Annotated in this window: 21 protein-coding genes; 10 read left to right on the plus strand and 11 right to left on the minus strand. The window is 41.2% G+C overall.

Translation table 11 applies throughout. From position 1 onward, the window contains the following. The first annotated feature begins 92 nt into the window (after nt 1-92). A complete protein-coding gene (locus H7F25_RS19075) occupies nt 93-458 on the plus strand; it encodes a VOC family protein (protein ID WP_024424379.1) in 366 nt (121 codons plus the stop codon). A 309-nt stretch (nt 459-767) separates the two neighbouring features. Next, nucleotides 768-1,628, plus strand: a complete 861-nt coding sequence (locus H7F25_RS19080; RefSeq protein ID WP_024427419.1) for an alpha/beta fold hydrolase — start codon at nt 768-770, stop codon at nt 1,626-1,628. Nucleotides 1,629-1,667: 39 nt separating this feature from the next. On the opposite strand, the gene H7F25_RS19085 is transcribed toward H7F25_RS19080, so the two are convergent. Further along, entirely contained in the window at nt 1,668-3,095 is a 1,428-nt protein-coding gene (locus H7F25_RS19085; protein WP_024427211.1) for an alanine/glycine:cation symporter family protein, read from the minus strand. Between the two features lie 33 nt (nt 3,096-3,128). Further along, nucleotides 3,129-4,109 (minus strand): glutaminase, encoded by a 981-nt coding sequence (locus H7F25_RS19090; protein ID WP_024427212.1) that lies wholly within the window; start codon nt 4,107-4,109, stop codon nt 3,129-3,131. A 517-nt stretch (nt 4,110-4,626) separates the two neighbouring features. Between H7F25_RS19090 and H7F25_RS19095 the strand changes: the two genes are divergently transcribed. The 3 genes from H7F25_RS19095 to H7F25_RS19105 all read left to right on the plus strand — a co-directional run bounded on the left by H7F25_RS19095 (nt 4,627) and on the right by H7F25_RS19105 (nt 8,133). Beyond that, on the plus strand, nt 4,627-5,913 hold the full coding sequence (locus tag H7F25_RS19095) for an ATP-binding protein (protein ID WP_313770563.1): 1,287 nt from the start codon (nt 4,627-4,629) through the stop codon (nt 5,911-5,913). A 4-nt stretch (nt 5,914-5,917) separates the two neighbouring features. Beyond that, a complete protein-coding gene (locus tag H7F25_RS19100; protein WP_024427214.1) occupies nt 5,918-6,856 on the plus strand; it encodes a response regulator in 939 nt (312 codons plus the stop codon). Between the two features lie 191 nt (nt 6,857-7,047). Beyond that, nucleotides 7,048-8,133, plus strand: coding sequence for an SEC-C metal-binding domain-containing protein (locus H7F25_RS19105; protein ID WP_056764969.1), 1,086 nt, complete (start codon nt 7,048-7,050; stop codon nt 8,131-8,133). 46 nt (nt 8,134-8,179) lie between these two features. Here H7F25_RS19105 and H7F25_RS19110 read toward each other — a convergent pair whose 3' ends face one another. From H7F25_RS19110 to H7F25_RS19125, 4 genes are all read right to left on the minus strand, one after another. Then, complete coding sequence (locus H7F25_RS19110; RefSeq protein ID WP_056764972.1) at nt 8,180-9,220, minus strand: DUF4352 domain-containing protein; 1,041 nt, start codon at nt 9,218-9,220, stop codon at nt 8,180-8,182. Between the two features lie 313 nt (nt 9,221-9,533). Continuing rightward, nucleotides 9,534-10,190: a response regulator gene (locus H7F25_RS19115; protein ID WP_024424371.1), complete on the minus strand. Its 657-nt coding sequence runs from the start codon at nt 10,188-10,190 to the stop codon at nt 9,534-9,536. Beyond that, complete coding sequence (locus H7F25_RS19120; RefSeq protein WP_103132619.1) at nt 10,187-11,401, minus strand: sensor histidine kinase; 1,215 nt, start codon at nt 11,399-11,401, stop codon at nt 10,187-10,189. The genes H7F25_RS19115 and H7F25_RS19120 overlap by 4 nt, the downstream gene beginning before the upstream one ends. Before the next feature lie 18 nt (nt 11,402-11,419). Next, the gene (locus tag H7F25_RS19125) at nt 11,420-11,884 is read right to left on the minus strand and encodes a DUF1453 domain-containing protein (RefSeq protein ID WP_225315555.1); all 465 of its coding nucleotides are present in this window, start codon (nt 11,882-11,884) and stop codon (nt 11,420-11,422) included. Nucleotides 11,885-12,042: 158 nt separating this feature from the next. Between H7F25_RS19125 and H7F25_RS19130 the strand changes: the two genes are divergently transcribed. Further along, the gene (locus tag H7F25_RS19130) at nt 12,043-12,972 is read left to right on the plus strand and encodes an aldo/keto reductase (protein ID WP_171463912.1); all 930 of its coding nucleotides are present in this window, start codon (nt 12,043-12,045) and stop codon (nt 12,970-12,972) included. Nucleotides 12,973-13,005: 33 nt separating this feature from the next. Here H7F25_RS19130 and H7F25_RS19135 read toward each other — a convergent pair whose 3' ends face one another. Together H7F25_RS19135 and H7F25_RS19140 are read right to left on the minus strand one after the other, a co-directional pair. After that, nucleotides 13,006-13,971: a sensor histidine kinase gene (locus H7F25_RS19135; RefSeq protein WP_171463913.1), complete on the minus strand. Its 966-nt coding sequence runs from the start codon at nt 13,969-13,971 to the stop codon at nt 13,006-13,008. Nucleotides 13,972-13,982: 11 nt separating this feature from the next. After that, nucleotides 13,983-14,684 (minus strand): LytR/AlgR family response regulator transcription factor, encoded by a 702-nt coding sequence (locus tag H7F25_RS19140; protein WP_171463914.1) that lies wholly within the window; start codon nt 14,682-14,684, stop codon nt 13,983-13,985. Between the two features lie 161 nt (nt 14,685-14,845). Here H7F25_RS19140 and H7F25_RS19145 point away from each other — a divergent pair, with 161 nt between their 5' ends. After that, nucleotides 14,846-15,586 (plus strand): ATP-binding cassette domain-containing protein, encoded by a 741-nt coding sequence (locus H7F25_RS19145; protein ID WP_024424365.1) that lies wholly within the window; start codon nt 14,846-14,848, stop codon nt 15,584-15,586. Continuing rightward, nucleotides 15,586-16,761 (plus strand): ABC transporter permease, encoded by a 1,176-nt coding sequence (locus H7F25_RS19150; protein WP_024424364.1) that lies wholly within the window; start codon nt 15,586-15,588, stop codon nt 16,759-16,761. Before H7F25_RS19145 ends, H7F25_RS19150 begins: the two co-directional genes overlap by 1 nt. A gap of 56 nt (nt 16,762-16,817) precedes the next feature. Here the strand turns inward: H7F25_RS19150 and H7F25_RS19155 are convergent, their stop codons facing one another. Together H7F25_RS19155 and H7F25_RS19160 are read right to left on the minus strand one after the other, a co-directional pair. Then, nucleotides 16,818-17,369, minus strand: coding sequence for a hypothetical protein (locus H7F25_RS19155; protein ID WP_185854060.1), 552 nt, complete (start codon nt 17,367-17,369; stop codon nt 16,818-16,820). A 534-nt stretch (nt 17,370-17,903) separates the two neighbouring features. Continuing rightward, a complete protein-coding gene (locus H7F25_RS19160; RefSeq protein ID WP_024424362.1) occupies nt 17,904-18,965 on the minus strand; it encodes a DUF4352 domain-containing protein in 1,062 nt (353 codons plus the stop codon). Between the two features lie 527 nt (nt 18,966-19,492). Between H7F25_RS19160 and H7F25_RS19165 the strand changes: the two genes are divergently transcribed. Together H7F25_RS19165 and H7F25_RS19170 are read left to right on the plus strand one after the other, a co-directional pair. Further along, nucleotides 19,493-19,921 carry a cell wall hydrolase gene (locus tag H7F25_RS19165; protein ID WP_024424361.1) on the plus strand — a complete coding sequence of 143 codons (429 nt, stop codon included), beginning with the start codon at nt 19,493-19,495 and terminating at the stop codon, nt 19,919-19,921. Nucleotides 19,922-20,040: 119 nt separating this feature from the next. Further along, on the plus strand, nt 20,041-20,820 hold the full coding sequence (locus tag H7F25_RS19170) for a glucose 1-dehydrogenase (RefSeq protein WP_024427225.1): 780 nt from the start codon (nt 20,041-20,043) through the stop codon (nt 20,818-20,820). A gap of 20 nt (nt 20,821-20,840) precedes the next feature. Here H7F25_RS19170 and H7F25_RS19175 read toward each other — a convergent pair whose 3' ends face one another. Further along, nucleotides 20,841-21,881, minus strand: coding sequence for an acyltransferase family protein (locus tag H7F25_RS19175; protein ID WP_034623945.1), 1,041 nt, complete (start codon nt 21,879-21,881; stop codon nt 20,841-20,843). Nucleotides 21,882-22,026 lie beyond the last annotated feature (145 nt).

Consider the following 22,026-nt stretch of genomic DNA (forward strand, 5'->3'; position numbering starts at 1 on the left):
TGCAAATCCGTTGACGATTTGTGCCTTTTTTCATACGATTTGGGATAAGCTATAAAAGAGATGATGAACGGAACAAGAGGAGGATGAGGGATATGATTAGTGTTAGTCCTTATATTGTTGTAGAAGATGTGAAAGAATCTCTTCAATATTATCAAGGGATTTTTGGTGGGGATATTCATATCTTAAATGAACATCAAGACCGTGTCCTGCATGCTGAATTGCACCTTGGGGAATCACTGCTTCATTTTTCAGATACATTTGGACGCACGCCAAAGCCAGAGAATCTCAGATTGATCATGCAGTTTGACAATGAAGAAGAACTAAAGGCTGTCTATGAAGCGCTGGAAGCTGATGGAGATGTACTGGTCGAATTACAGGATACCTTCTTTGGCGCACTTCACGGACAAGTACAGGACCGGAAAAATGGGTTGATCTGGGTTCTGAATTATATGAAATAGACGAAGACCTTCACGAGTGTGAAGTTTCAGCGTGTAGACAAACCTTCGCATTCGGTGTCAGGTCTGCGCTCCGGTGCTCACGAATGTCAAATTCGCTCCGCTCCGCTGCTCGTCCTTCCTAGACTTCAAAGGTTTTCTATCACGCTGAAAAGAAGACAAAGGGGTAAAATCAAGATCATTTTAGCCCTTTGTCAACAATCTGTACCTTCACGAGTGTGAAGGTTTTTTTGTGAGTGTTTTTATTTTCTGAAAAATGGAAAATATGCTATGTTGGAAGAATAAAAGGACAAGGAGAAGGGTGGCAAAGGAATGGAACAAATTGAGTTTCAATCAATCCAAACAAATGGTGTAACACTTCATACAGCAATGGCTGGACCAGAAAATGGCCCGCTGCTTGTGCTGCTCCACGGGTTTCCTGAGTTTTGGTACGGCTGGAAAAATCAAATCATCCCCTTGGCTGAGGCAGGCTATCGTGTTGTTGTTCCTGATCAAAGAGGCTACCATCTAAGTGACAAGCCAGAAGGAGTCGAATCCTACGTATTAGATAAACTGAGAGATGATATTGTGGGTTTGATCAAGACGCTGAGCCCGAACCAAAAGGCGATTGTCGGCGGACATGACTGGGGCGGAGCTGTTGCTTGGCATTTGGCTTCAACCCGTTCTCAATATGTCGAGAAATTAATCATTGTCAATATGCCGCATCCGCGGGTGATGATGAAGGTTCTTCCTTTTTATCCGCCGCAGTGGAAGAAAAGCTCCTATATCGCTTTTTTTCAGCTTCCGAATGCTCCAGAGGCAGCACTTCAAGAAAATCATTTTCAAAAGCTGGATGAAGCCATTGGGCTGACGGCAAGACCGCATTTGTTCACGAAGGAAGATGTCTCAAGCTACAAGCTCGCTTGGACGCAGCCAGGCGCCTTGACCTCAATGCTGAATTGGTATCGAGCCATCAAAAAAGGCGGCTTTGAAAAGCCAATTTCCAAACGAATTCTCGTTCCTGTTCGCATGATCTGGGGGATGGAGGACAAATTTTTAAGCAGAAAGTTGGCGAAGGAAACGATAAAGATCTGTCCAAATGGCCAGCTGATCTTTGTCGATGATGCCTCTCATTGGATCAATCATGAGAAACCAGAGGTTGTCAACAAACTCATACTTGAATTTTTGACATAAAGAAAAAAGCTCTGATCAGTTGACCAGAGCTTTTTTGATTTATCCGATTTGATTCTTTTTCAATGCAGCAGGTTCGTCGTCCCAGCATTCAATTTTCTCATTGTTTGGAACGGCATTTTTATAGAAAACAGGATCTTTGCCTTCTTTTTTCTGTCTTGTGTAGTCCTTCAGTGCTGCGAAGGCGACCTTAGACAGCATGGTAATGGCGATGAGGTTGACGATGACCATGAGTCCCATGAAGAGATCGGCTAGACCCCAAACGAGAGGAACAGTGGCAACCGCACCGAACAGAACCATTCCAATAACGGCAATTCGATAGATGTTAAGCCAAATTTTGTTCGCTCCAAGGAATTCAATGTTCGTTTCCCCATAGTAATAGTTACCGATCAATGTACTAAACGCGAATAGGAAAATCATGATGGCAAGGAAGCCAGAGGCCCATGGTCCAATATGCTGACTAAGAGAAGCCTGTGTTAATTCAATCCCTTGCAGGTTTGTTGTTTTATACGCATCAGAAAACAGAACAAGGAAGGCTGTGCTTGTACAAATAATTAACGTATCTGTTAACACGCCGAATGCTTGGATTAATCCTTGTTTAACAGGGTGGCTTGTGACAGCCGTTGCTGCTGCGTTAGGTGCACTACCCATACCGGCTTCATTTGAGAAGAGACCGCGTTTAATCCCTTGTAATAAGGCACCGCCTAGCGTACCGCCAGCAAACTGTTCAAACCCGAAGGCGTGTTTCACAATCGTGCTGATGACACCAGGAAGTTCCGTGATATTTGTGACAATAACAAAGAACGCAATTCCGATGTAAGCAACCGCAAGCACAACGACAATGTATTCAGAAGCCTTTGCGATCGCTTGGATTCCTTTGAAAATGATCGCTGCAAAAATGACAGCCATCACAATACCGACGGTTAAACGGTCTAAACCGAAGGAGTTTTTAAAAGCGACAGTGATCGTATTTGATTGAACCGCATTAAAGACGATTCCAAAAGAAATCGTAATCAGGATCGCAAATAAAATCCCCATCCAGCGCTTGTTTAACCCTTTTTCCATGTAATAAGCAGGTCCACCGCGGAAACCTGTTTTGTCTTTTACTTTATATACTTGAGCTAGTGTACTTTCAACGAAACTTGAAGCAGATCCGATAATGGCTACGATCCACATCCAAAAGATGGCACCAGGGCCGCCAATGGCAATAGCGATAGCAATCCCTGTGATATTCCCTGTCCCTACACGTGCTGCCATACTGATGGCAAATGCTTGGAACGGTGATATTCCCTCTTTTTCTTTTCTTCCTTCCTTCAGGACACGCAGCATTTCTTTGATCATTCTCACTTGCAGGAAGCGTGTTCTATATGTGAAGTACACCCCAACACCAAGTAACAGAGCAATCACAATATAAGTCCAAATAAAATCATTTGTATGTGTTAAATAAGATAGCAAAGCTTTTTCGTTCATAACATCACCTCTTCGAATTCATCACTGTTCTTTTTAAAAAATACTGAGATCCCACTCTTTGGCGAGCTTTTTCAGCATCATGACACCGGTAATACTATTTCCGCAATCGTCAATGGCAGGACCATAAATGCCAATTCCACAGCCTGTCTGAAACGGAAACTCTCTTCTTGCGCTTGGCGGAACGCAAGCCATAATTCCTCCAGAAACACCACTTTTGGCTGGAACGCCTACAAAAGCAGCAAAATTCCCAGACGCATTATACATGCCGCATGTCAGCATCAATGCTTTTGTTAGTCTGGCGATATCCTTTGGGATGACTTGGACTTGTTTAAAGGGATGGTAGCCATCACTTGATATAATCAGTCCAATCAAGGCGATGTCCTCTGTTGTGACCTCAATGGAACATTGCTTTAAATACACTTCTAACGTGTCCTCGACATCCGATTCTAAATAATTGGTTTCCTTTAAATAATAAGCAAGTGCCCGATTTCGGTGCGCAGTTGCCCATTCTGATTGATAAACCTCTTCATTAACAGAAGGACGCTTACCTATTAAGTTTTCGATTAAATCGAAAATATATGCTAGCTTTTCTGTAGAAGTCTTTCCGGGAAGGATGGAGGATACGGTAATAGCTCCAGCATTAATCATTGGATTAAAGGGCTTCCCTGGTTTATGCATCTCAAGACGGTAGATGGAATTAAAAGCATCACCAGTTGGCTCTACATCTACCCGATCCAAGACGTAAGGTACGCCTCTTCCTAAACAGGCAGCTATAAAGCTGATGACTTTTGAGATACTTTGCAGGGTAAAGGGAACGTCCCAATCACCATATCGTACAGATGATCCATCTGGGCCTATCACGCTGATACCAAGTTGAGAGGAATTCACTTTTCCAAGTGCTGGAATGTAGCCAGCATTCTGCCCGTTTGTGTAATACGGACGTATTTCTTCTGCCCATTGATCAACAGAAGACTGGCATGCGTGTTGTGTATTTTTAGAAATTGCTGTTTTCATACGATTCCTCCAATCAAAAATCAAAAAGTACCCTATTGAATTGGCGGATGACAAAAAATGCGATCAAATAGGCACGAAAACATGTTACACATCTTCAAAGAACTTGTCATGCGCTGCTTGCACCACTCCTTTACACCTAAATATATGTACAAATGAAGGCATTGTCGGCGGAAAAACAAAAAGGGTTTTTAGTGAAAATTAAGAAAACGCTTACATATAGTTTCACTAAAATTATTCATTCAATTTATCTTGGAAACTACACAATCTGACGTAAATCTACAGAAAAACTTACAAATAAAAATCAGTCTGTCGATGATTGTCTAAACAATTCCTATTATTGTCGTCAATGATCAAAACAGTGAATAGCTGAAAGGTCACCTTGCTGTCCCGGAGAATAGTCATAAAAACGGATTTTGAGGATAAAAGGAGCAGTGAAAATTATTTTTTTGTACATTGTGGAGAAAAGAGTCTCCTTGTATACTGTGGCTATGCAAACAGGGGAAGGGATGTCAGTCATTTGAGTTTAAATCAGCTTGTCAAAAAGGACGCATTCATTTTAATTTTTATGATGGTCATTGTGCCGCTTGCAGGAGAGCTGAAGTTTTATCCTGTGAATGAGACGTTTCGCATCAGCTTTGGCGCACCTGCGTTTTTCTTTTGCTTATTACTCTTAAGAAAATCTAGACCGCTATTGCCGGGATTTTTAACAGGCGCAGCCATTGTGCTTTTTCGGGTAGGTTTAGATTTGATTCAGCAGAATGCTGATCTGGCTTCATCATTTTATCAGCAATTCCCAAGCTTCTTTTTCTATTTCACTTATGCTTTCCTGTTTTTTGCAGTCCGTACGGGACGCTTTAAACAGCGCTCTATTTTCATTGGGATCATCGGTCTGATGATCGAATTAGTTGCTGATTTTGTCGAGCTGTTTGTACAATTTCTAGTGTTTGATACAACGATGACCTTATCAAAGCTGAGCGATATGTTCCTCATTGCGTTTGCTCATAGCTTTGTGGTGATCAGTTTTTTTAATATGATGAAGCTGTATGAGGCTCAATCAAGAGAAAAGCAGATCATGAAACAAAATGAGCATATGATGATGGTCATTTCGAATTTATATGAAGAAACGGTGCATTTAAAGAAAACGTTAAAACATACAGAGCATATTACACAGGAATCATACCGGCTTTATCGTCTGCTGCATGAACACGAAGCAGGGAAAAAAGTGAGTCAGGAGCTGTTAAAGCTCGCAGGAGAAATTCATGAAGTGAAAAAGGACAATCAGCGTATTTATGCTGGGCTTTCAAAGCTGATTTCGAAGGAAAATATGCAAGACTATATGAAGGCGGAGGAGCTTGTTCAAATTGTGATCCGCATTCAAGAGAAGTATGCTTTATCTCTTGGGAAAAACATCTCCTTTACATCTGATATAAGGGGCATTCATCTGCATGATTATCATGTGTTTATTTTCTTATCGCTGATTAATAATTTAATGGCCAATGCAGTCGAAGCAATAAAAGATACCGGGATGATCTCACTCGAATTGAAAGGAAGTCATGATAAAATAGAGATTCGGATTGAAGATGACGGACCAGGGATTCCTATAAAAATGAGAGAGATTGTGTTTGATCCAGGGTATACCTCCAAATTTGATGCATTTGGAACACCGTCTACAGGAATTGGCTTATCCTATGTGAGAGAGCTGGTTCAAGAGCTTGGCGGTCAGATTCAAATCGAACAAAAAGAAACAAAAGGTACAGCTTTTCTGCTTGTCCTTCCTATACAAAATTTAATACAGAGAGGGTGAGTGTATGCGATTCTTCATTGCAGATGATGATCGTGCAATACGCTCGATTTTAGGTCAAATCATAGAGGATGAGGATTTGGGAGAGGTCGTAGATGAAGCGGGTGACGGAGTTGGATTAGAGGCACATTCGCTGAACCTCAAGAAAGTAGACATCCTTTTGATTGATCTTTTAATGCCTGCTAGAGATGGCATTCAAACCATCCGCCATATCCACCCTGAATTCAAAGGCAAGGTCATTATGATTTCCCAAGTAGAGGCGAAAGAGATGATGGCAGAAGCCTATGAACTAGGGATTGAATATTATATCCATAAGCCTGTCAATCGCATTGAAATCGTCAGTGTGATTCGAAAAGTCATGGAGCGTATCAAGCTGGAAAAATCGATATACGATATACAAGCCTCTCTTCGCCACGTGCTGCCATTAGAGCCTGTCATTTCTCAAGGTGCGGGCGCTGGGGCGAAGAGAAGAACGATGAAAGAGGCCGGGGAATTCCTCTTATCTGAGCTGGGAATTGTCGGCGAGAGCGGCTCTAAGGATTTACTGGAGATACTCATCTACTTACATGAAACACAGTCAGCTAATTCTCATGAGGTCAATTTCCCGCCGCTAAAGCAGCTGTTTATTAAAACAGCAGAAAGAAAACTGGATCATGGTGCAACTGATGTAGAGGTGATGCGGGAAGTGAAAGCGGCGGAGCAGCGGATTAGACGAGCTATTCATCATTCCTTGAATCATTTTGCCTCACTAGGATTAACAGATTTCTCAAATCCTAAGTTTGAGCACTACGCGTCGAAGTTTTTCGATTTTACCGATGTCAGTCAAAGAATGAAAGAAATGCAGAAGACATCTTCTCCCTCAGGATTGACAGGCAGAGTCAATACGAAGAAATTCGTTCAAATCTTTTATTTTGAGGCAAAGCAGTTATTCGAAGGAATGAGCTGAAGAAAATCTGTTGGTATGATTGGAGAAAATAAACAGAGAAAGTCTGTCTTTCCTATGATCTATCGTGATCTTCAGGTGATTTTATAATTTAACTGATCATTCAGATTTTTCTTTTTTCTTGAAAATAAAACCCTCCTGTGCAATCGTTTGTTAAAATAGTGAGGTTAGACTAGAATGTCGGAGGTTTTATTTTGGGAAAAATTAAACGAAATGCGCTCTGCCCATGCGGAAGCGGAAAAAAATATAAACATTGCTGTGGTCAAAAATCAGGCGGAGAACAAACGTCTGAGCTTGTGTTTAAGGAAGCTGTACAAGTTCAAAAGGATTTAATGAATTATGCTTTTTCTAAGCATCAGAGAGCGATCAATCAATTCATTAATGAGTTTTCTTTCCTTGCAGATATGGATAAAGAAACGCAACAAATCTCAGTTTTCCATTTGAGTGTATGGGGCATCTTCTTCCGTCCATTAACTGATCAGAAAGAGACCATTTTCCAAGAGTTCCTGACAAAGAAAGCAGAAGATATTACCCGTCCGAAAACAAGACAAGTGGTCCAATCTTGGACAGACATGGAGCCATCTTTGCTTTTATTAAATGAAAAAACGGACGAGTCTCTTTACTTTGAGAATATGGTAACAGCGGAGAAGGTTGAAGTAGATGTAAAACCTGATCAAACGGTACTGCCTGAAAAGGGAAGTCTCGTGCTTGGTTTTCCTGTTCAATTTGAAGAAAAGGCAGAGTTTTTCATTCAATATACGATGTTTGCGAAAGAGTTTACAGATACTCTTCTTCTTCAAGTTCGCCAGCTTGTTGACGCATATGAAGCAAATGGAGGGGCGCGCAGCACATTTATGAGAGAATCATTCCCTGATGTGCTGAAGTGTATGTTTGCGAAGCAAGAAGTAGAAGAATCAGAAACACCTGCTCAAACAGAAGGTGATGCAGGTCTATCAGCAGATCGTATGGACTGGGCAAGTGACGTCCAGCTGGAAACTGCTAAGCTGATTGAAGACGGAATGAAGGAGCACGGTGACCAAAGCCTGACAGATGGTGCTTTAACGGTTTGGAAAGCCTACTGTGATCAGAAATCACCAGTGATCCGTAAAGCAGCGTCATTTGCTGCCGGAATCGAATACTACATTCATTCACTTGCAAGCGATGCCCCGCTTTCTCAAGCACAAGTAGCGAAAAAGTATGGCATTAGTGCGTCGACTGTATCGAGCCGTTTTAAAGATATCGAAAAAGCGGTGAAAGAAGAGCAAGAGGCGACAATATAATCTAAAAAAGACGCGGCTCCTTCAGAGGCCAGCGTCTTTTTTTAGATTATCTCGTTTTAATAAAACCGCTCATGTACTGCTCTGTATTATAATCATTGAGGTCAATTTTCCATTGACCATCCCCATTACGTTTCATTTTCACTTCATATTCAGCTGGGCTGGAAACGGGAGGAAGTTTTTCGAATTCAGATGCGTACATGTTTAAGCTTTTTTTATACAATTCTTCTTTAGAACGGATTTTCCCGTTGTAAAACTCGTCTCTTTGCTTGTCTAGCTTGTCTTTTAAGTTAGAAGCATCAATGCCTGTTACTTGAGCGACAACCTTTGCTTCGTCATCAGAGATGGTTTTCACACTTGTTTCTACTTTCGCTTTATCCTTCATGGTGTTTTGAATGCGTTTGTACATCGACAGAATATCTCGGTCACTCACTTCATTTCCGTATATTCCTGCACTTCTTTTGAAGTCTTTTACAAACATCTCATGGTATTTATTGACGACATCCGATTGGTTGTCACCCGTTAAATCTGCGAATTCATCGTTCTTTTTATCAAAAACAATAATATCGGTATAAGCGGATAATGCTTTTGCTGGGTTATCCAGCTTTTTTGCTGAGTCGAGTATTTTGTTTCCATCTAGGTCGATTTGGATGGAATCACTGTTTTTCTTGATGCTGTCCTGATAGACGAACTGATATTTCTTCCCTTTGTCTACTAGGAAATAAAGAGCTCCTGAAAGTGACTTGCCTTTGTTCAATGAACCAAGGTCAAGACGGTCTTTGCTGCCGTAGAATTTTAAATCAGATACTTTGGCGTCGTCTTGATAAAGGGAGAAGTCAGAGTTATATAATGAAAGGGCTTTGTCACCTTTGTTTGTGATCGTCAGATTGACTTTTAGCACCAATTCATTGTCTCTCAGGGTAGTTGTTGAGTCTTCTGGTAACGTATATTCGTAGCTATTGACTTTTACCTCTGCTGTTTTTGTTGACTTTTGATCAGCGTCGGTTGATTTGGCTGAGCTCTGGCATGCTGCAGAGATGATCATCACGAATGAAATCATGAGGAGTGCACTTATTTTTTTAAGATTCACAGTTGAAGCTCCTTTGCTTTTCTTTCGTCAATTCATTCCCGCTATCTGACTAAGAAAAAAGAAACAGATAGATTGGTATATTCGGGTGTTAGAGGGGAAAATATCCTAATGACGATTTGCACTATTCATTCTATCGAAATTCATTCATGATGAGGAATAGGTTTTAGTCCCTATTTTTGATAGTTTTTAACACAATCACCTATAAAATAAGGAATTTAATAAGCACAATATACTAGTTAATAAGTATTGATTTATAGATTTATTTTAGGTTTTAAATGTTTTTTGTATAAAAATCTTGAAGTGAAGGTAGTTTTTATTTCACGAGGCGGTGCCGGATGGCGAAGACGACAGCCTGTGTACGGTCTTGTGCATTGAGCTTTTGTAAAATACGGTGCACATGCGTTTTTACCGTACTTTTGCTGATAAATAATTGATCAGCAATGTCTTCATTCTTTAAGCCATAGGCCATTTGCTGTAATACATCGCGTTCACGTTCTGTGAATGATTCGTGAAGTAGATGAGTGTGATGTGTATCATTTGCCTGCTGAAGAGCTCGTGCCATCATGTGCTCAGAGGCTGCCGTTCGAAAGACAGATTCACCAGCAAAGGCGGTACGGATGGCCTCAATTAATTCCTCGGGCATTGTATCCTTCAGCAAATAACCGACTGCCCCTGCACGAATTCCGTCAAAGACGTATTCTTCCGTATCAAAGGTCGTGAGAATCACAACTTTTACATCTGGATGCTTTTTTAAAATGTGCTCTGTTGCTGTGATGCCATCCATTCCAGGCATTTGTACATCCATCAGCAGTACGTCTGGTGTGTTGATCGAGCAAAGTTCAACCGCCTCCTGACCGTCTGACGCCTCCCATATGACGTCAATATCCTCTTGAGCGCTTGCAATATAACGAAATCCTTGGCGGATCAGCGGCTGATCATCAATAATGCCAATCTTAATAGGGTGTGTCATGTCTCGGAGTCCTCCTTGATAGGAATTTGAACATGGATACAAAAGCCGTGCGGCTCGCGTATGGCCGTCTTGAGGGAACCGCCTGCTGCGTCACACCGTGCCTTCATGCCTGACAGTCCAAAGCCAAATGAAATATCTTTTTCACTGGTCAAATATCCATCGTCTTCAATGTTCATCATCAGCTCATGCTGGTCGTTAGATAGTGTAATGGTCATCGCGGTCGCCTTGGCATGGCGAATTGTATTGGTGATGGCCTCTTGTAAAATGCGGTAAAGCAGTTCAGATACGGAGAGCGGCCATTTTTTATACGTAAGCTGCTCTGTATGAAAGTGAATGTCAAGCTCTCCCGATACCTCTCCTTGCTTGATGAGGCTGCGAAGTCCGGCAAGTCCGAGACCTGCATCATCTGACGCCATATGATGAACCACAGAACGAACTTCGGTGAGACAATTTTTAGAAATATGGATCAGCTCCTGAAACGTCTGCGTCATCTGCTCTGGTTCTTCCTGCTTTAAACGGTAGGGCAAAGACTGCAGCTGGACAATCATCGAGGTTAATTGGTGACCGATACTGTCATGCAGGTCACGTGCAATTCTGCTTCGCTCCTCCAGCACTGCAAATTGGAGTGACTGAACGGTCGCTTCTTCAAGCTCCATATGCGCCTTTTTCAATTGTTCATGGGCTTCTGATAATTCCTTGTGAACCAATTGCAGTTCTCCGAAGTGTTCTTCCTTTAATTCCTGTTCACGCCGACGCATTCTAGAAATCAAAACAAGTGTATACACAAGCAGCTGGAATAGCGGGAGAGTGATCACCATGTTCCAAGAAAAATCGTTTATATAATAGCTGATCCCACTGGTGAAAAAGATGATAGCAAATAGATAGGGATGATGCGCCTCTGAAAAACGAAAAGCGATAAAGCCGATCATAAAAAAGGTCAGTCCAATACTGTCTTGAATCTGACCTGTCACCAGCCACAAGAGATGTGTCAGAATCCACATCAAGAGGAGCATAGAAAATTGCTTTTTAGGCGGCAGCTTGCTTTTTGGAAAAAGACAAAGGAGAAACACCAAATAGACGAAGGTGCGAAACACCAATTCGCCTATTGAAAGGGGCTCATACATTTGAATATACATATAGGTCAATACAAGGCCTAATACAAATTTCCGCCTTATTTGACCTAAAAGCTTGAGTGGCTGCTGAAGGTTCATATCAAAAACTCCTGTCTGTCAGTTAATAGCAGCAGATGCTTTGATGTTCATATATCTTTTTAAAAGAATAAAACGTAAGCCGATCATACTGCCGATTGGAAGGAATGTCAGGCCATTTGCGAAAATGATCAGGGAATGACCGCCATCCTGTACAATTGAACCTACTGTCATCCGGATAAGGATGATTCCGATGAAAAAAAGTGTTCCATAAAGTGAGCTGGCGGCGGTGATACGCCCCGACTGTTGATCATATGTTACTTTGTATAGTTTACCTCTCCATAGCCCGATTGCAAAACCTGTGAGTGCAAAGACAATCATTGCAAGCAGGCTCATCGCCGTGATTTCAATATGCTGAGTAAAGGAATAAGAGAGTGTGCCTAATAAAATGAGCGGTCCTATGAGAAGCCTGATGGGGCGGATTTCTTTTTCCTTGCCTGTTCTTAAAAGCAGAATAATCATAATGATGACAATTTGAATGGTCATGACAAGATCTCCTTTTCGTTTTAGTCTATCTTCATCATACGCATCTTCTATTTTCGCGGCGTCCACCTGCAGGTTGATTTTAGAGAGCGGTATACTTGAATGTTGGAAATGATTCGTGGGAAAATAAGGATGATTATGTAGATAAGGGAGATGAGCTTTTGAAAAAGGTAACGCTTGGACGAACTGATTTGCAGGTAAATCCGATAGGGCTTGGTACGAATGCAGTAGGCGGGCATAATTTATTCCCGAATCTTAGTGAGGATGCTGGACGGGAGCTTGTGGAGACGGCTCTTGATCAAGGTGTCAATTTCTTAGATTCTGCTTTTATTTATGGGCTGGGCCGTTCAGAGGAATTAATCGGTGAGATCATTGCCAAAAGAGGCGGCAGAGAAAAGCTTGTCCTTGCGACAAAAGGAGCTCATAAGGAATTAAACGGCCAAATTGAACTTGATAACAGCCGTGATTTCTTAAGAGGGCAGGTCGAAAATAGCCTGAAACGACTGCAAACTGATTATATTGACTTGTACTATATGCATTTCCCGGATGGACGCACGCCGCTCGAAGAAGTAGCAGGCACATTAAAGGAATTGAAGGATGAAGGGAAAATCAGGGCAATCGGTGCATCAAACCTTGATTTTGAACAGCTTCAAGCCTTTAACCGAGATGGCTACTTAGACGTGCTTCAATCGGAGTATTCTCTGCTGAAACGTCAGGCAGAGCAGGATCTTCTTCCATACTGTGTCGAGCATGGGATCTCCTTTATTCCTTATTTCCCATTGGCATCAGGCTTGTTGACTGGGAAATTTACAAAAGATGCGACATTTGATGATATTCGAGCAAAGGACCCGCTTTTCCAAGGCGATGCATTCCTTTCAAATCTCGAAAAAGTAGACAAGCTGAAAGCCATTGCTCAATCAAAGAATGCAGAAACAGCACACGTCGCACTCGCTTGGCTCTTAGCGCAGGATGGCATTGATGCGATTATTCCAGGAGCAAAACGAGCAGACCAAGTGCTGCAAAACCTAAAAACAAACGATGTTCAATTAACAGAAGAGGAAATCAATCAAATCGATAAGATCTTCTCTTAACACTAAAAAAAGGTGCAGCTATGCACCTTTTTTTTATGACATGGTGAGAGGGATTTTGATGACGAGCCGCAAATTTGGAGAACGGTAAGTGAAATCAAGTGTACCGTCTGCCTTTTCTACAAGCTGTTGAATGATATACGTCCCCATGCCTTGATGATCGCCGCCTTTTGTCGAGCGGCCAAAAGTTTTGAACAAATGATCTAGCACATGTTTTTCCATACCTTTTGTGCTGTTTTCACAATGGATTAAAAATAGCCCGCTCCGAATAGAGGTCGTGACCGAAATGCTTCCCTCTTTTCCGGCTTGCTTCGCTTCAATCGCTGCATCTAGAGCATTATCAAGCAGGTTGCCAGTAAAACTAACCTGATCCGCCTTTGAAAAAGGAAGCGATGAAAAGGGTGCTTGAAGGTCTAGTGAAAGTGCAATGTCCTCTTTCTCAGCCCGCTCCAAAAAGGAATGTAGAGTTGAGGCTAAATATGCATTTTCTCCTTTAATCCAGGGGAAATGTTTGACGTATTGCTGAATCAAATCTTTAATTTCATGCTCGTCGTTCGACGCGGAAAAGGCATTTAAATGTCTGGCTGTTTCATGATGTTTACTGCGCAGTTCAAGAAGTAATTCATTGGTTCTTGATTCTGCGTTTATGAGCTCTTGAAGCCGTCCATTTAACTGTTTCTCTGTCTGCATCATCTTCAACGAGAGGATATCGACAGTCACCATCATGATGAGCGCCAAAAGACAGCTCAGCTCATTCGGTTGCGTTAGAAAGAGCAAAAGGCCTGTGCAGGTAATGAGTATAAAAGCGCCTAATATCACATCACCACTCGTATGAGGCAAAAATCTTTTGTACATGAAAAATGTATAAACACACACCGCGCAAAAGGTAAGAAGCCACAACACAATGGATGAAAGCGGCAGAAAGGCTTCAGCAGCTGCATGAAACGCAAGACCTAACCATATGAGAGCATAAATGCGAAATCCAAGATAGAAAGCGTTCACGTTTGTTCTCCTTAAAAATAGTATTTCTTAAAGAATTCTAATTGCTGCTTGGTCATCATGGCTTTTTTATCTGTCCCTTCAAAAGACACGATATACGAATTTTTAGCATACGCCGAGAAATTCTTAATGTAATGAATATTAATGATAAACGATCGGTGGGAGCGGATAAAATCCTTTTCAGCCAGATCGCCCTTTAGCTCATTTAATGTCTGATAGGTCTGGATATCTCCTGTCGTTGTTACGATAGTTGTTGACCGGCCTGTTCGCTCAACAAAAATAACATCCTTTTTCTGCAGCACATGAATATCTGACTGCTGCTTAATGAGAAGCCGTCCATGAATGCTCTTCTCCTGCTTGGTGAACAGATAACGCTCTAAGCATTTGGCAATTCGATCAGCTTGGTAGGGCTTCATAATATAATCATGTACATTCAAATCAAACGCATGGACCGCATACCCACTGTTTCCTGTCACAAAGACCACATCGACATTCAGTGCGTGAGAGTGAATGAGGTCCGCTAATTCATAGCCGGACATTCCAGGCATTTCAATGTCAGCGAACAACAGATCAATGTCTCCTTTTTTAACCTTCTCATATGCATCCTCTGCTGACTGCGTGACAAAGACGATGTCCACAGCCTCCATCCTGCCTACAATGGCGTGCAGCTTTTCTAAATCTACTCGGTAATCGTCGACGAGACCTACTTTTATCATAAAAATCACCTATGACCATTCTTATTATTTGTCTATTTTACCATTTGTTTTTTTGAAATAGATCATTTCAAGACAGAAAAAGGACGTTTCGCGACATTTTTATATCAGGCAAGCGTTATTTTTTCTATCATAGACTTAGAAAGTTGAAAGGGGCGAACCACATGATTACTCTCAGCGATTGCAGCTGCTGGTTTAAAGATAAGAAAAAAGTCGTAAAAGCGATGAAACACATGACGTTCTCCGTGAAGGAAGGGGAAGTCGTTGGCATTCTAGGAGAAAATGGTGCAGGAAAAACAACATTATTGCGCGCCGTAGCCACATTATTAGAGCCTACACACGGAACAGTCACTGTCGCAGGCTTTGATACAGTGAAAGAAGCAACAGAAGTGAAAAAGCGAATTGGTGTCTTGTTTGGCGGAGAGACGGGGCTTTACGATCGTTTGACGGCAAGAGAAAACCTTGAATACTTTGGCAAATTATATGGCTTAGATCAGCATGAAATCAAAGCAAGAATAGAGGATTTGGCAAAGCGTTTTGGGATGAGACAATACATGGATCGCAAGGTGAAAGGATTCTCAAGAGGAATGAAACAAAAGGTGGCGATTGCCAGAACGTTAATTCATGATCCTGACATTATTTTATTTGATGAGCCGACAACAGGCTTAGATATCACGTCGAGTAATATTTTCAGAGATTTTATCCATCAGCTCAAGCAGCAAAATAAAACGATCCTCTTTTCAAGCCACATCATGGAAGAAGTCAGCCAGCTTTGTGACAGTGTGATGATGATTCATCAAGGAGAGCTTGTGTATAAAGGCACACTTCCAGAATTATATACACAGGAACAAAGTGAAGACTTGAACTATATCTTTATGTCGAAGCTCGCTAGGGGGATTTCATAATGTGGAAAACCGTCTTTTTAAAAGAAATGACAGATGCGCTACGGGATCGAAAAACGTTGCTCTTAACCGTACTGATTCCTCTTTTGACCATGCTTGGGCTGGTGTTCTTTTATGAAAGCATGATTGCAGATCCAGGGGATAAAGCCTATACAGTCGCCATCAATGAACAGCTTCCAGCCGAAATGAACCAAATGATCAAAGAGGTCAAAAACCTAAACCTTGAAACATTTGATGATCCGCAGCAGGCCGTCAAGGATGGGGAGGCAAATGCTTACCTAGAAATGCCGAAAGAGGCTGGCGATATGCTCAAGCATCAAAAGCCATTCGCCATTAAAATTCATGGATATACGACAGATGATGATTCGGTAATCACCGTTCAAATGCTGCAATCATTGCTGGAGCAGTATCAAAACCAGGTGGTCGAGAAGCGCTTAGCAGCGGATCAAATCGATACGTCCGTTATTCATCCGTTTGAAGTGCAGTCCGTTGATGTAGAAGAAGGTGATGAAGGGGAAAACGGAGTGACCGCTATGCTGTTGTCGATTCTCCTTCCAATGATTTTGGTGACCTCCGTGATCTCAGGTGCTTTGCCGGCAGCGCTTGATATTGTAGCGGGTGAAAAAGACCGAAAATCCATTGAAGCGTTGTTTCTGACGCCGGCCAGCAGACTCCAGATTCTCATCGGAAAATGGCTCGCTGTCTCTATGTTCGGTATTTTAAGTGGGATTGTGGCGATCGGGATGCTGCTTCTATCTACTTTGCTCTTTACAGAAAAGCTGAAGCAAGCTCTGAACTTTGGTGATCAAATGTGGAGCATTATCGGCGTTATGTTTGCGGCGTTAATCATCTTCTCCTTCATGGTATCCATGATTGAATTGCTGCTCAGTGTGATGTCGGGTTCAGTCAAAGAAGCGCAATCGTACATGTCCATGATCATTACGCTAGGTGTGCTCCCAATGTTCTTTACCATGAGAGCAGGTGCTACGCAGCTAGATACGTATTACTTTGCCATCCCATTCCTCAATATTCATGCGCTGTGTAAGCAATTGATGTTTGGTATCATCGATCCAATGTCCATCGCCCTGACACTCGGCTCCTCAGCCTTGGCAGTCGTCATCCTGTTTGTCATCGTCAGAAGCTTGTTTATGAAAGAGAAATGGATGCTTGCGAAATAAAGAAACGCCCTCTTTGATAGAGGGCGTTTTCAAGTGAATGCCGATCATCGTATTTTTCAGTTTAAGAAACCGAATTGATCCAAGTTCTCTAAAAAAAATTGAAAATACTCGTCATGAATACCATCAGGATATTCTTCTAACCCATTTTCGATAAGTGCACCTTCAATTAAAGCATTTATATACCTATTAAGCTTTTCGCAACTATCTCTTACGGTAAATTCTGAAACATATAATCCATCTTTACTTTCTAAAATGATATCAATTCTTCTACCTTCTTGTTCATCAAGCAATAAGTGATTATACTCCCATTCTTTTACTCTTTTGGGGTTTAACGGATGAAGACGATTATGAAGTACTTGTTCACGATGATCCTTTTTTTCCTCATTCGAAAACAATTGAATCAATATACTCGGATCATCAATGACAAAACATTTATATATCTTAGTATATTCAAAGTGATCATCATTTACTAAATCTAAAATCTTTGTTTTTGAAAATTCTCTAGCTTGAAATTTAGACGTTATCATTTCAACGACTTGTTCTTTAGTAAAAATCAATTGATCTTTTTTATATAAATATTGTTTATATAGCTTTTCGTAATTATACATTATTCACCTCTATTAACTATTTAACAGGACCTCCGTAGAAAGCATGAGCTTTTGAAGTTCTTTATGGGGATGCCAGTAATAATAATACCCTTTCTTGATTTCATTCTAGCAATTGCTTGTGACTTATTTATTCCTTTTCCAATATATACTCCGCCTCGGATAATAGCTTCATAATGGTTATACTTTTTATTCCTGTGCTTGCTGGCTTCTGTAGCAATTACATAACCAGCTCCTGCAACAACAATCACCGCACCAGTATGAAATAAAGAATGAGGAGTACCTTTTTTACTTCGAGTTTACACTACATCTTTAACTCAAATAAGCAGAAAAAAATCTTAAGTACAAAAAAGAATAATCAGGATTGTATATCTCATAGTGACAAGCTAAAGAAATGGAACACTGATTATAGAAAGAAATGTTGTCAAGGGTAAGATAACTTGACTATATTCTGGTTTTTGATGATAGAGGGGGTTCACGATCACCAAACCAGGTGATAAATCATAACAAAAAACCCCCGGAATCGGGGGTTTTTCTTTAGTTCTTGATGAATTTCTCAACTAATGAGCTTGTTTTGTAGTCGTTCAAATCAAGTTTCCATTGGTCGATATCATTTTTCTTCATGTTGACTTCTACTGTTTCTTCAGAAGATGATGGTCCTAATTTTTTAAACTCATCTGGGTAAATTGATAGTAAGTATTTTTGCGCTTCATCATAAGAAGCTGAACGGTTTTTGCTGTAGAACTCAGTCGCTTTCTCTTTCAAACGATCGACAAGCGGACTTGCATCGATTGGTGTAAGAGTCACAGTCACGACAGCTTTATCACCACTGATGGATTTTGTTTTTGTTGAAACTTTTGATTTTTCAGCTAATGTTTCTTTCACAGCTTTCAGTAGCTTATCAAGGTTTTCGTCCTTCGCTGAGCTAGAAGAAATACCTGATGAAGTGATGTAACCTTGTTTGAATGATTTATCAAATTCGTTCACAACAGTTGATTTGTTATCACCTGTTAGTTTTTCGAAATCATCGTTTTTCTTACCAAAAATCATCACATCAATATAAGAAGAAAGAGCTTTTGCAGATGCTTGTAGTGTATCTGCTTTTTTCATTAAGTCTTTTCCTTTAATATCGAATTCTAATGTCTTGTCATCTTTTTTCGATCCGCTTCCTGGCTCTGTGTAAACAAGCTGATAGTCCTTGTCTTTGTCAACAACAAAGAAAAGACCGCCTTTAGTCACTTTGTCTGCATTTAAAGAGCTTGAAGATAATACTTCGTTATAGTCATCTGGAGAGATTGTAGATACCTGTGCGTCATCTTGGTAAAGCGTGAAGTTGCTTTTATCAACATTGAGAGGCTCTTTGCTGATATTTTTTACAGATACATTCACTTTTAGTACATACTGATCATCCTGTACAGATGTATCGTATTGAGGTGGTAATGTGTATTCAGCACTTTCTACCTTTACCTCTGCTGCATCAAGAGATTTTTTGGTATCGTTTTCTTTCGCAGCTGTTTTGTCTTTTCCACCACTACAAGCAGCAGCGACAACAGTTACACACAAGATCAGAAGAAACAGGGATAATTTCTTTTTAAACATGGCGTGTTTTCCTCCTCGGGTTTATGGTGAATTTCATTGAAAAGCTGTAGTTCATATCATTCTTTTTGCACAAAAAGAAAAATACTGTATGTTTTTTACTGTAGAATGAAGCGAAAGTACTGTCAATACCTCAGTGCGTTTCCGAGGTTGATTGGCTTCAAGTAGTAAAAATGACACTAAGTTGAGAGGAGAAACTTGTAATTTATTATTTGATATCTCCTGTAGAAACTCAACATTTTATATTTTAAGGTTTTGAGTCGGATTATTGAATAGGTTCAAATGACTGTTTTTGAAGATGATGTCGCAATTAGAAGGATTTTTATGACTTGTAAATGAGTATATAGTAATGAATATTTCTTCCTGTTATGTATATGGTCACTTGGTTTGAGTGTTGTTGGCAGCGAGACACATGTCCAGCAAATTTAGACAGGCTGCCGACACTGAACGTGCTTTTTCATGTCAAAATGGCAGTCATCTACACAGAAACGCTACATAAAATAAAAGAGAAACGAACTGGAGGTGGAGGTATGGCAGTGGTAAGAGCGACAAGCTCTGATATTGATTTAATGGCCAGACTGCTGAGAGCGGAGGCAGAAGGTGAAGGGAGGCGAGGGATGCTGCTCGTAGGAAACGTGGGCATCAATCGTTTGCGTGCCAACTGCTCTGACTTTAAAGGGCTGCGTACGATTCCACAAATGATTTATCAGGAGCATGCATTCGAAGCGGTCACGCATGGTTACTTCTATCAGCGAGCACGAGAAACGGAAAAAACACTTGCGCGGAGAAATATTAACGGAGAACGTTTTTGGCCGGCAAAATTCAGCCTTTGGTATTTTAAACCGCCTGGCGATTGTCCGGCGACTTGGTACAATCAGCCGTTTGTGGCAAGGTATAAGTCGCATTGCTTTTATCAGCCAACCGCCGAAACGTGTGAAAATGTTTATAACACCTTTTAGCTTGATGAAACGCACAACCCTCTTCGAGTACAAATGCAGAGGGTTGTGTTTTTGTTTTTTCCAAAATGGGTAACCATTGTGTATCAGCAAGATGAAGCACGTGAATGGAGGAAATGAAGATGTATCAAGATTTAAAAGGGAAAACAGCCATTGTCACAGGTTCTTCAAAAGGAATTGGACAAGCGATCGCATTGCGGTTTGGACAAGAGGAAATGAATGTGGTTGTGAACTATAAAGGCGATGAAGATGGAGCTGAAGAGACCGTACAAGCCATTCAGAAGCACGGAGGTGGGGCGGTGAAAGTACACGCAGATGTCTCCAAAGAGGAAGGCATCCAAGCCATCATGGATACAGCACTGGAGCATTTCGGTACAGTAGATGTATTCGTCAATAATTCAGGCTTCAACGGCGAAGAAGCGCTGCCGCATGAGATGACGCTGGAGCAATGGCAAAACGTCATCGATGTCAACATAACAGGTGCATTTTTAGGCGCAAAGGCTGCGCTCGCCTATATGATGGAGCATGACATCAAAGGATCTATTTTAAATATTTCCAGTGTCCATCAGGAAATTCCGCGCCCGTTCAATGTTCATTATTCCACTTCAAAGGGCGGAATGAATATGATGACGAAGACGCTGGCTCTTGATTATGCCGAAGCAGGTATTCGAATCAACGCGATTGCGCCGGGTACCATGGCAACCGAATCGAATGATGATTTACAGGATGAATTGAAAAAACAAAAGCAGCTTGAGAAAATTCCGATGAGAACCTTTGGTGAACCGAAGGAGATTGGGGCCGCTGCTGCATTCCTCGTTTCTAAGGAAGCGGCGTATATCACAGGCACCACCTTATTTGTAGATGGTGGAATGACACTTTATCCTTCTCAAATCAATGATTAATCCAAAAAACATCCGCCTGTTCATCCGGCGGATGTTTTTTGTTCGTAGCGTTGAGCGGCTTTGGCCGGTTTGCCGAGCAGCACCGGGTATTTGCTCAGGAAGGAGATACATGGCACCATGAGCAGCAATGTGCCAATCGTATAAAAAAGTGTCCAAGAGAGCTGTGCTGTATCAGCAATATTGATACCGAGTCCATAAAAAACAAATGCTTTCATGATATCGATACCGGCAAACTGCAAGACAAGAATGACAATAGAATTACGTCCTAGATACGTCAAAATAGGGGATGTTTTCAATTTAAAGCTTAAATAAATCACGGCAGCCGAACCGAGCAGAGCACATGCGTAGAAAATAAAGAGATCACCGTAGTCGTTGACGCGCATATCGATCCGTGAATTAAAGCTTTGCATGTAAGCCGTCAGCACAAGCAGACCTGTACATAAAAGAAGGGTTGGATCTGTTTTTAATTCCACAAACCATTGCTTTGCTAAAAATCCAATCGAATAAAACACAACAGCCGTCAAGGCGACATTGGCGTTCCAAGGAAGACTTTGATCTAAAAGCAAGGTAGAGGCATATCCAGCACCTCCGCAAAGAACAGTCAGCAAGATCACGGCAGCGGGTTTTCCTTTAGAAAGACGATGCATAAAGAAAAATAAAATTTCCACTAAAAAGAGCGTCGTTAAAAACCAAATCGCTGGGTTATGTGTGAGTCTTGCTTCATCTGCATTGGATATGAAAATACCTGTAAACGGAACGAAAGGATCAATATCCGTTTGTCCCTTGAATGCGAAAAAACGGGTAACGGAGAACCAAAATACATACGTAATGATGGAGAAATAGAGATAGGGCAAGAGTAAGCTTTTGGCTTTTTTCTGAATAAATGACAAAGCAGGGGATGAGGATGATCGAAACATCATGCCTGATAGTAAAAAGAAAAGCGGCATATGAAAAGAGTAAATGAATTGCTTGAGCGAATCTGGAATGGGCACATGCGCCATGACCACGAGCAGAATGCCAATTCCTTTAGCTGCATCAACCCAATCGAGTCTCTTTTTCATGTCTGTCATCTCCTTCTTTCTCAGCGTTGTAAACCGTTCATTGAATATGTACCTCTACTATATAAAAGGTACACCTCTTATGCGTTTACAGTTCGCTAACGATTAGAAGACACATTTGCGATCAGATGACAGACGGAAGGATTTT

Source organism: Bacillus sp. PAMC28571 (genome assembly GCF_014250435.1).
Classification (GTDB): domain Bacteria; phylum Bacillota; class Bacilli; order Bacillales; family Bacillaceae; genus Bacillus; species Bacillus safensis.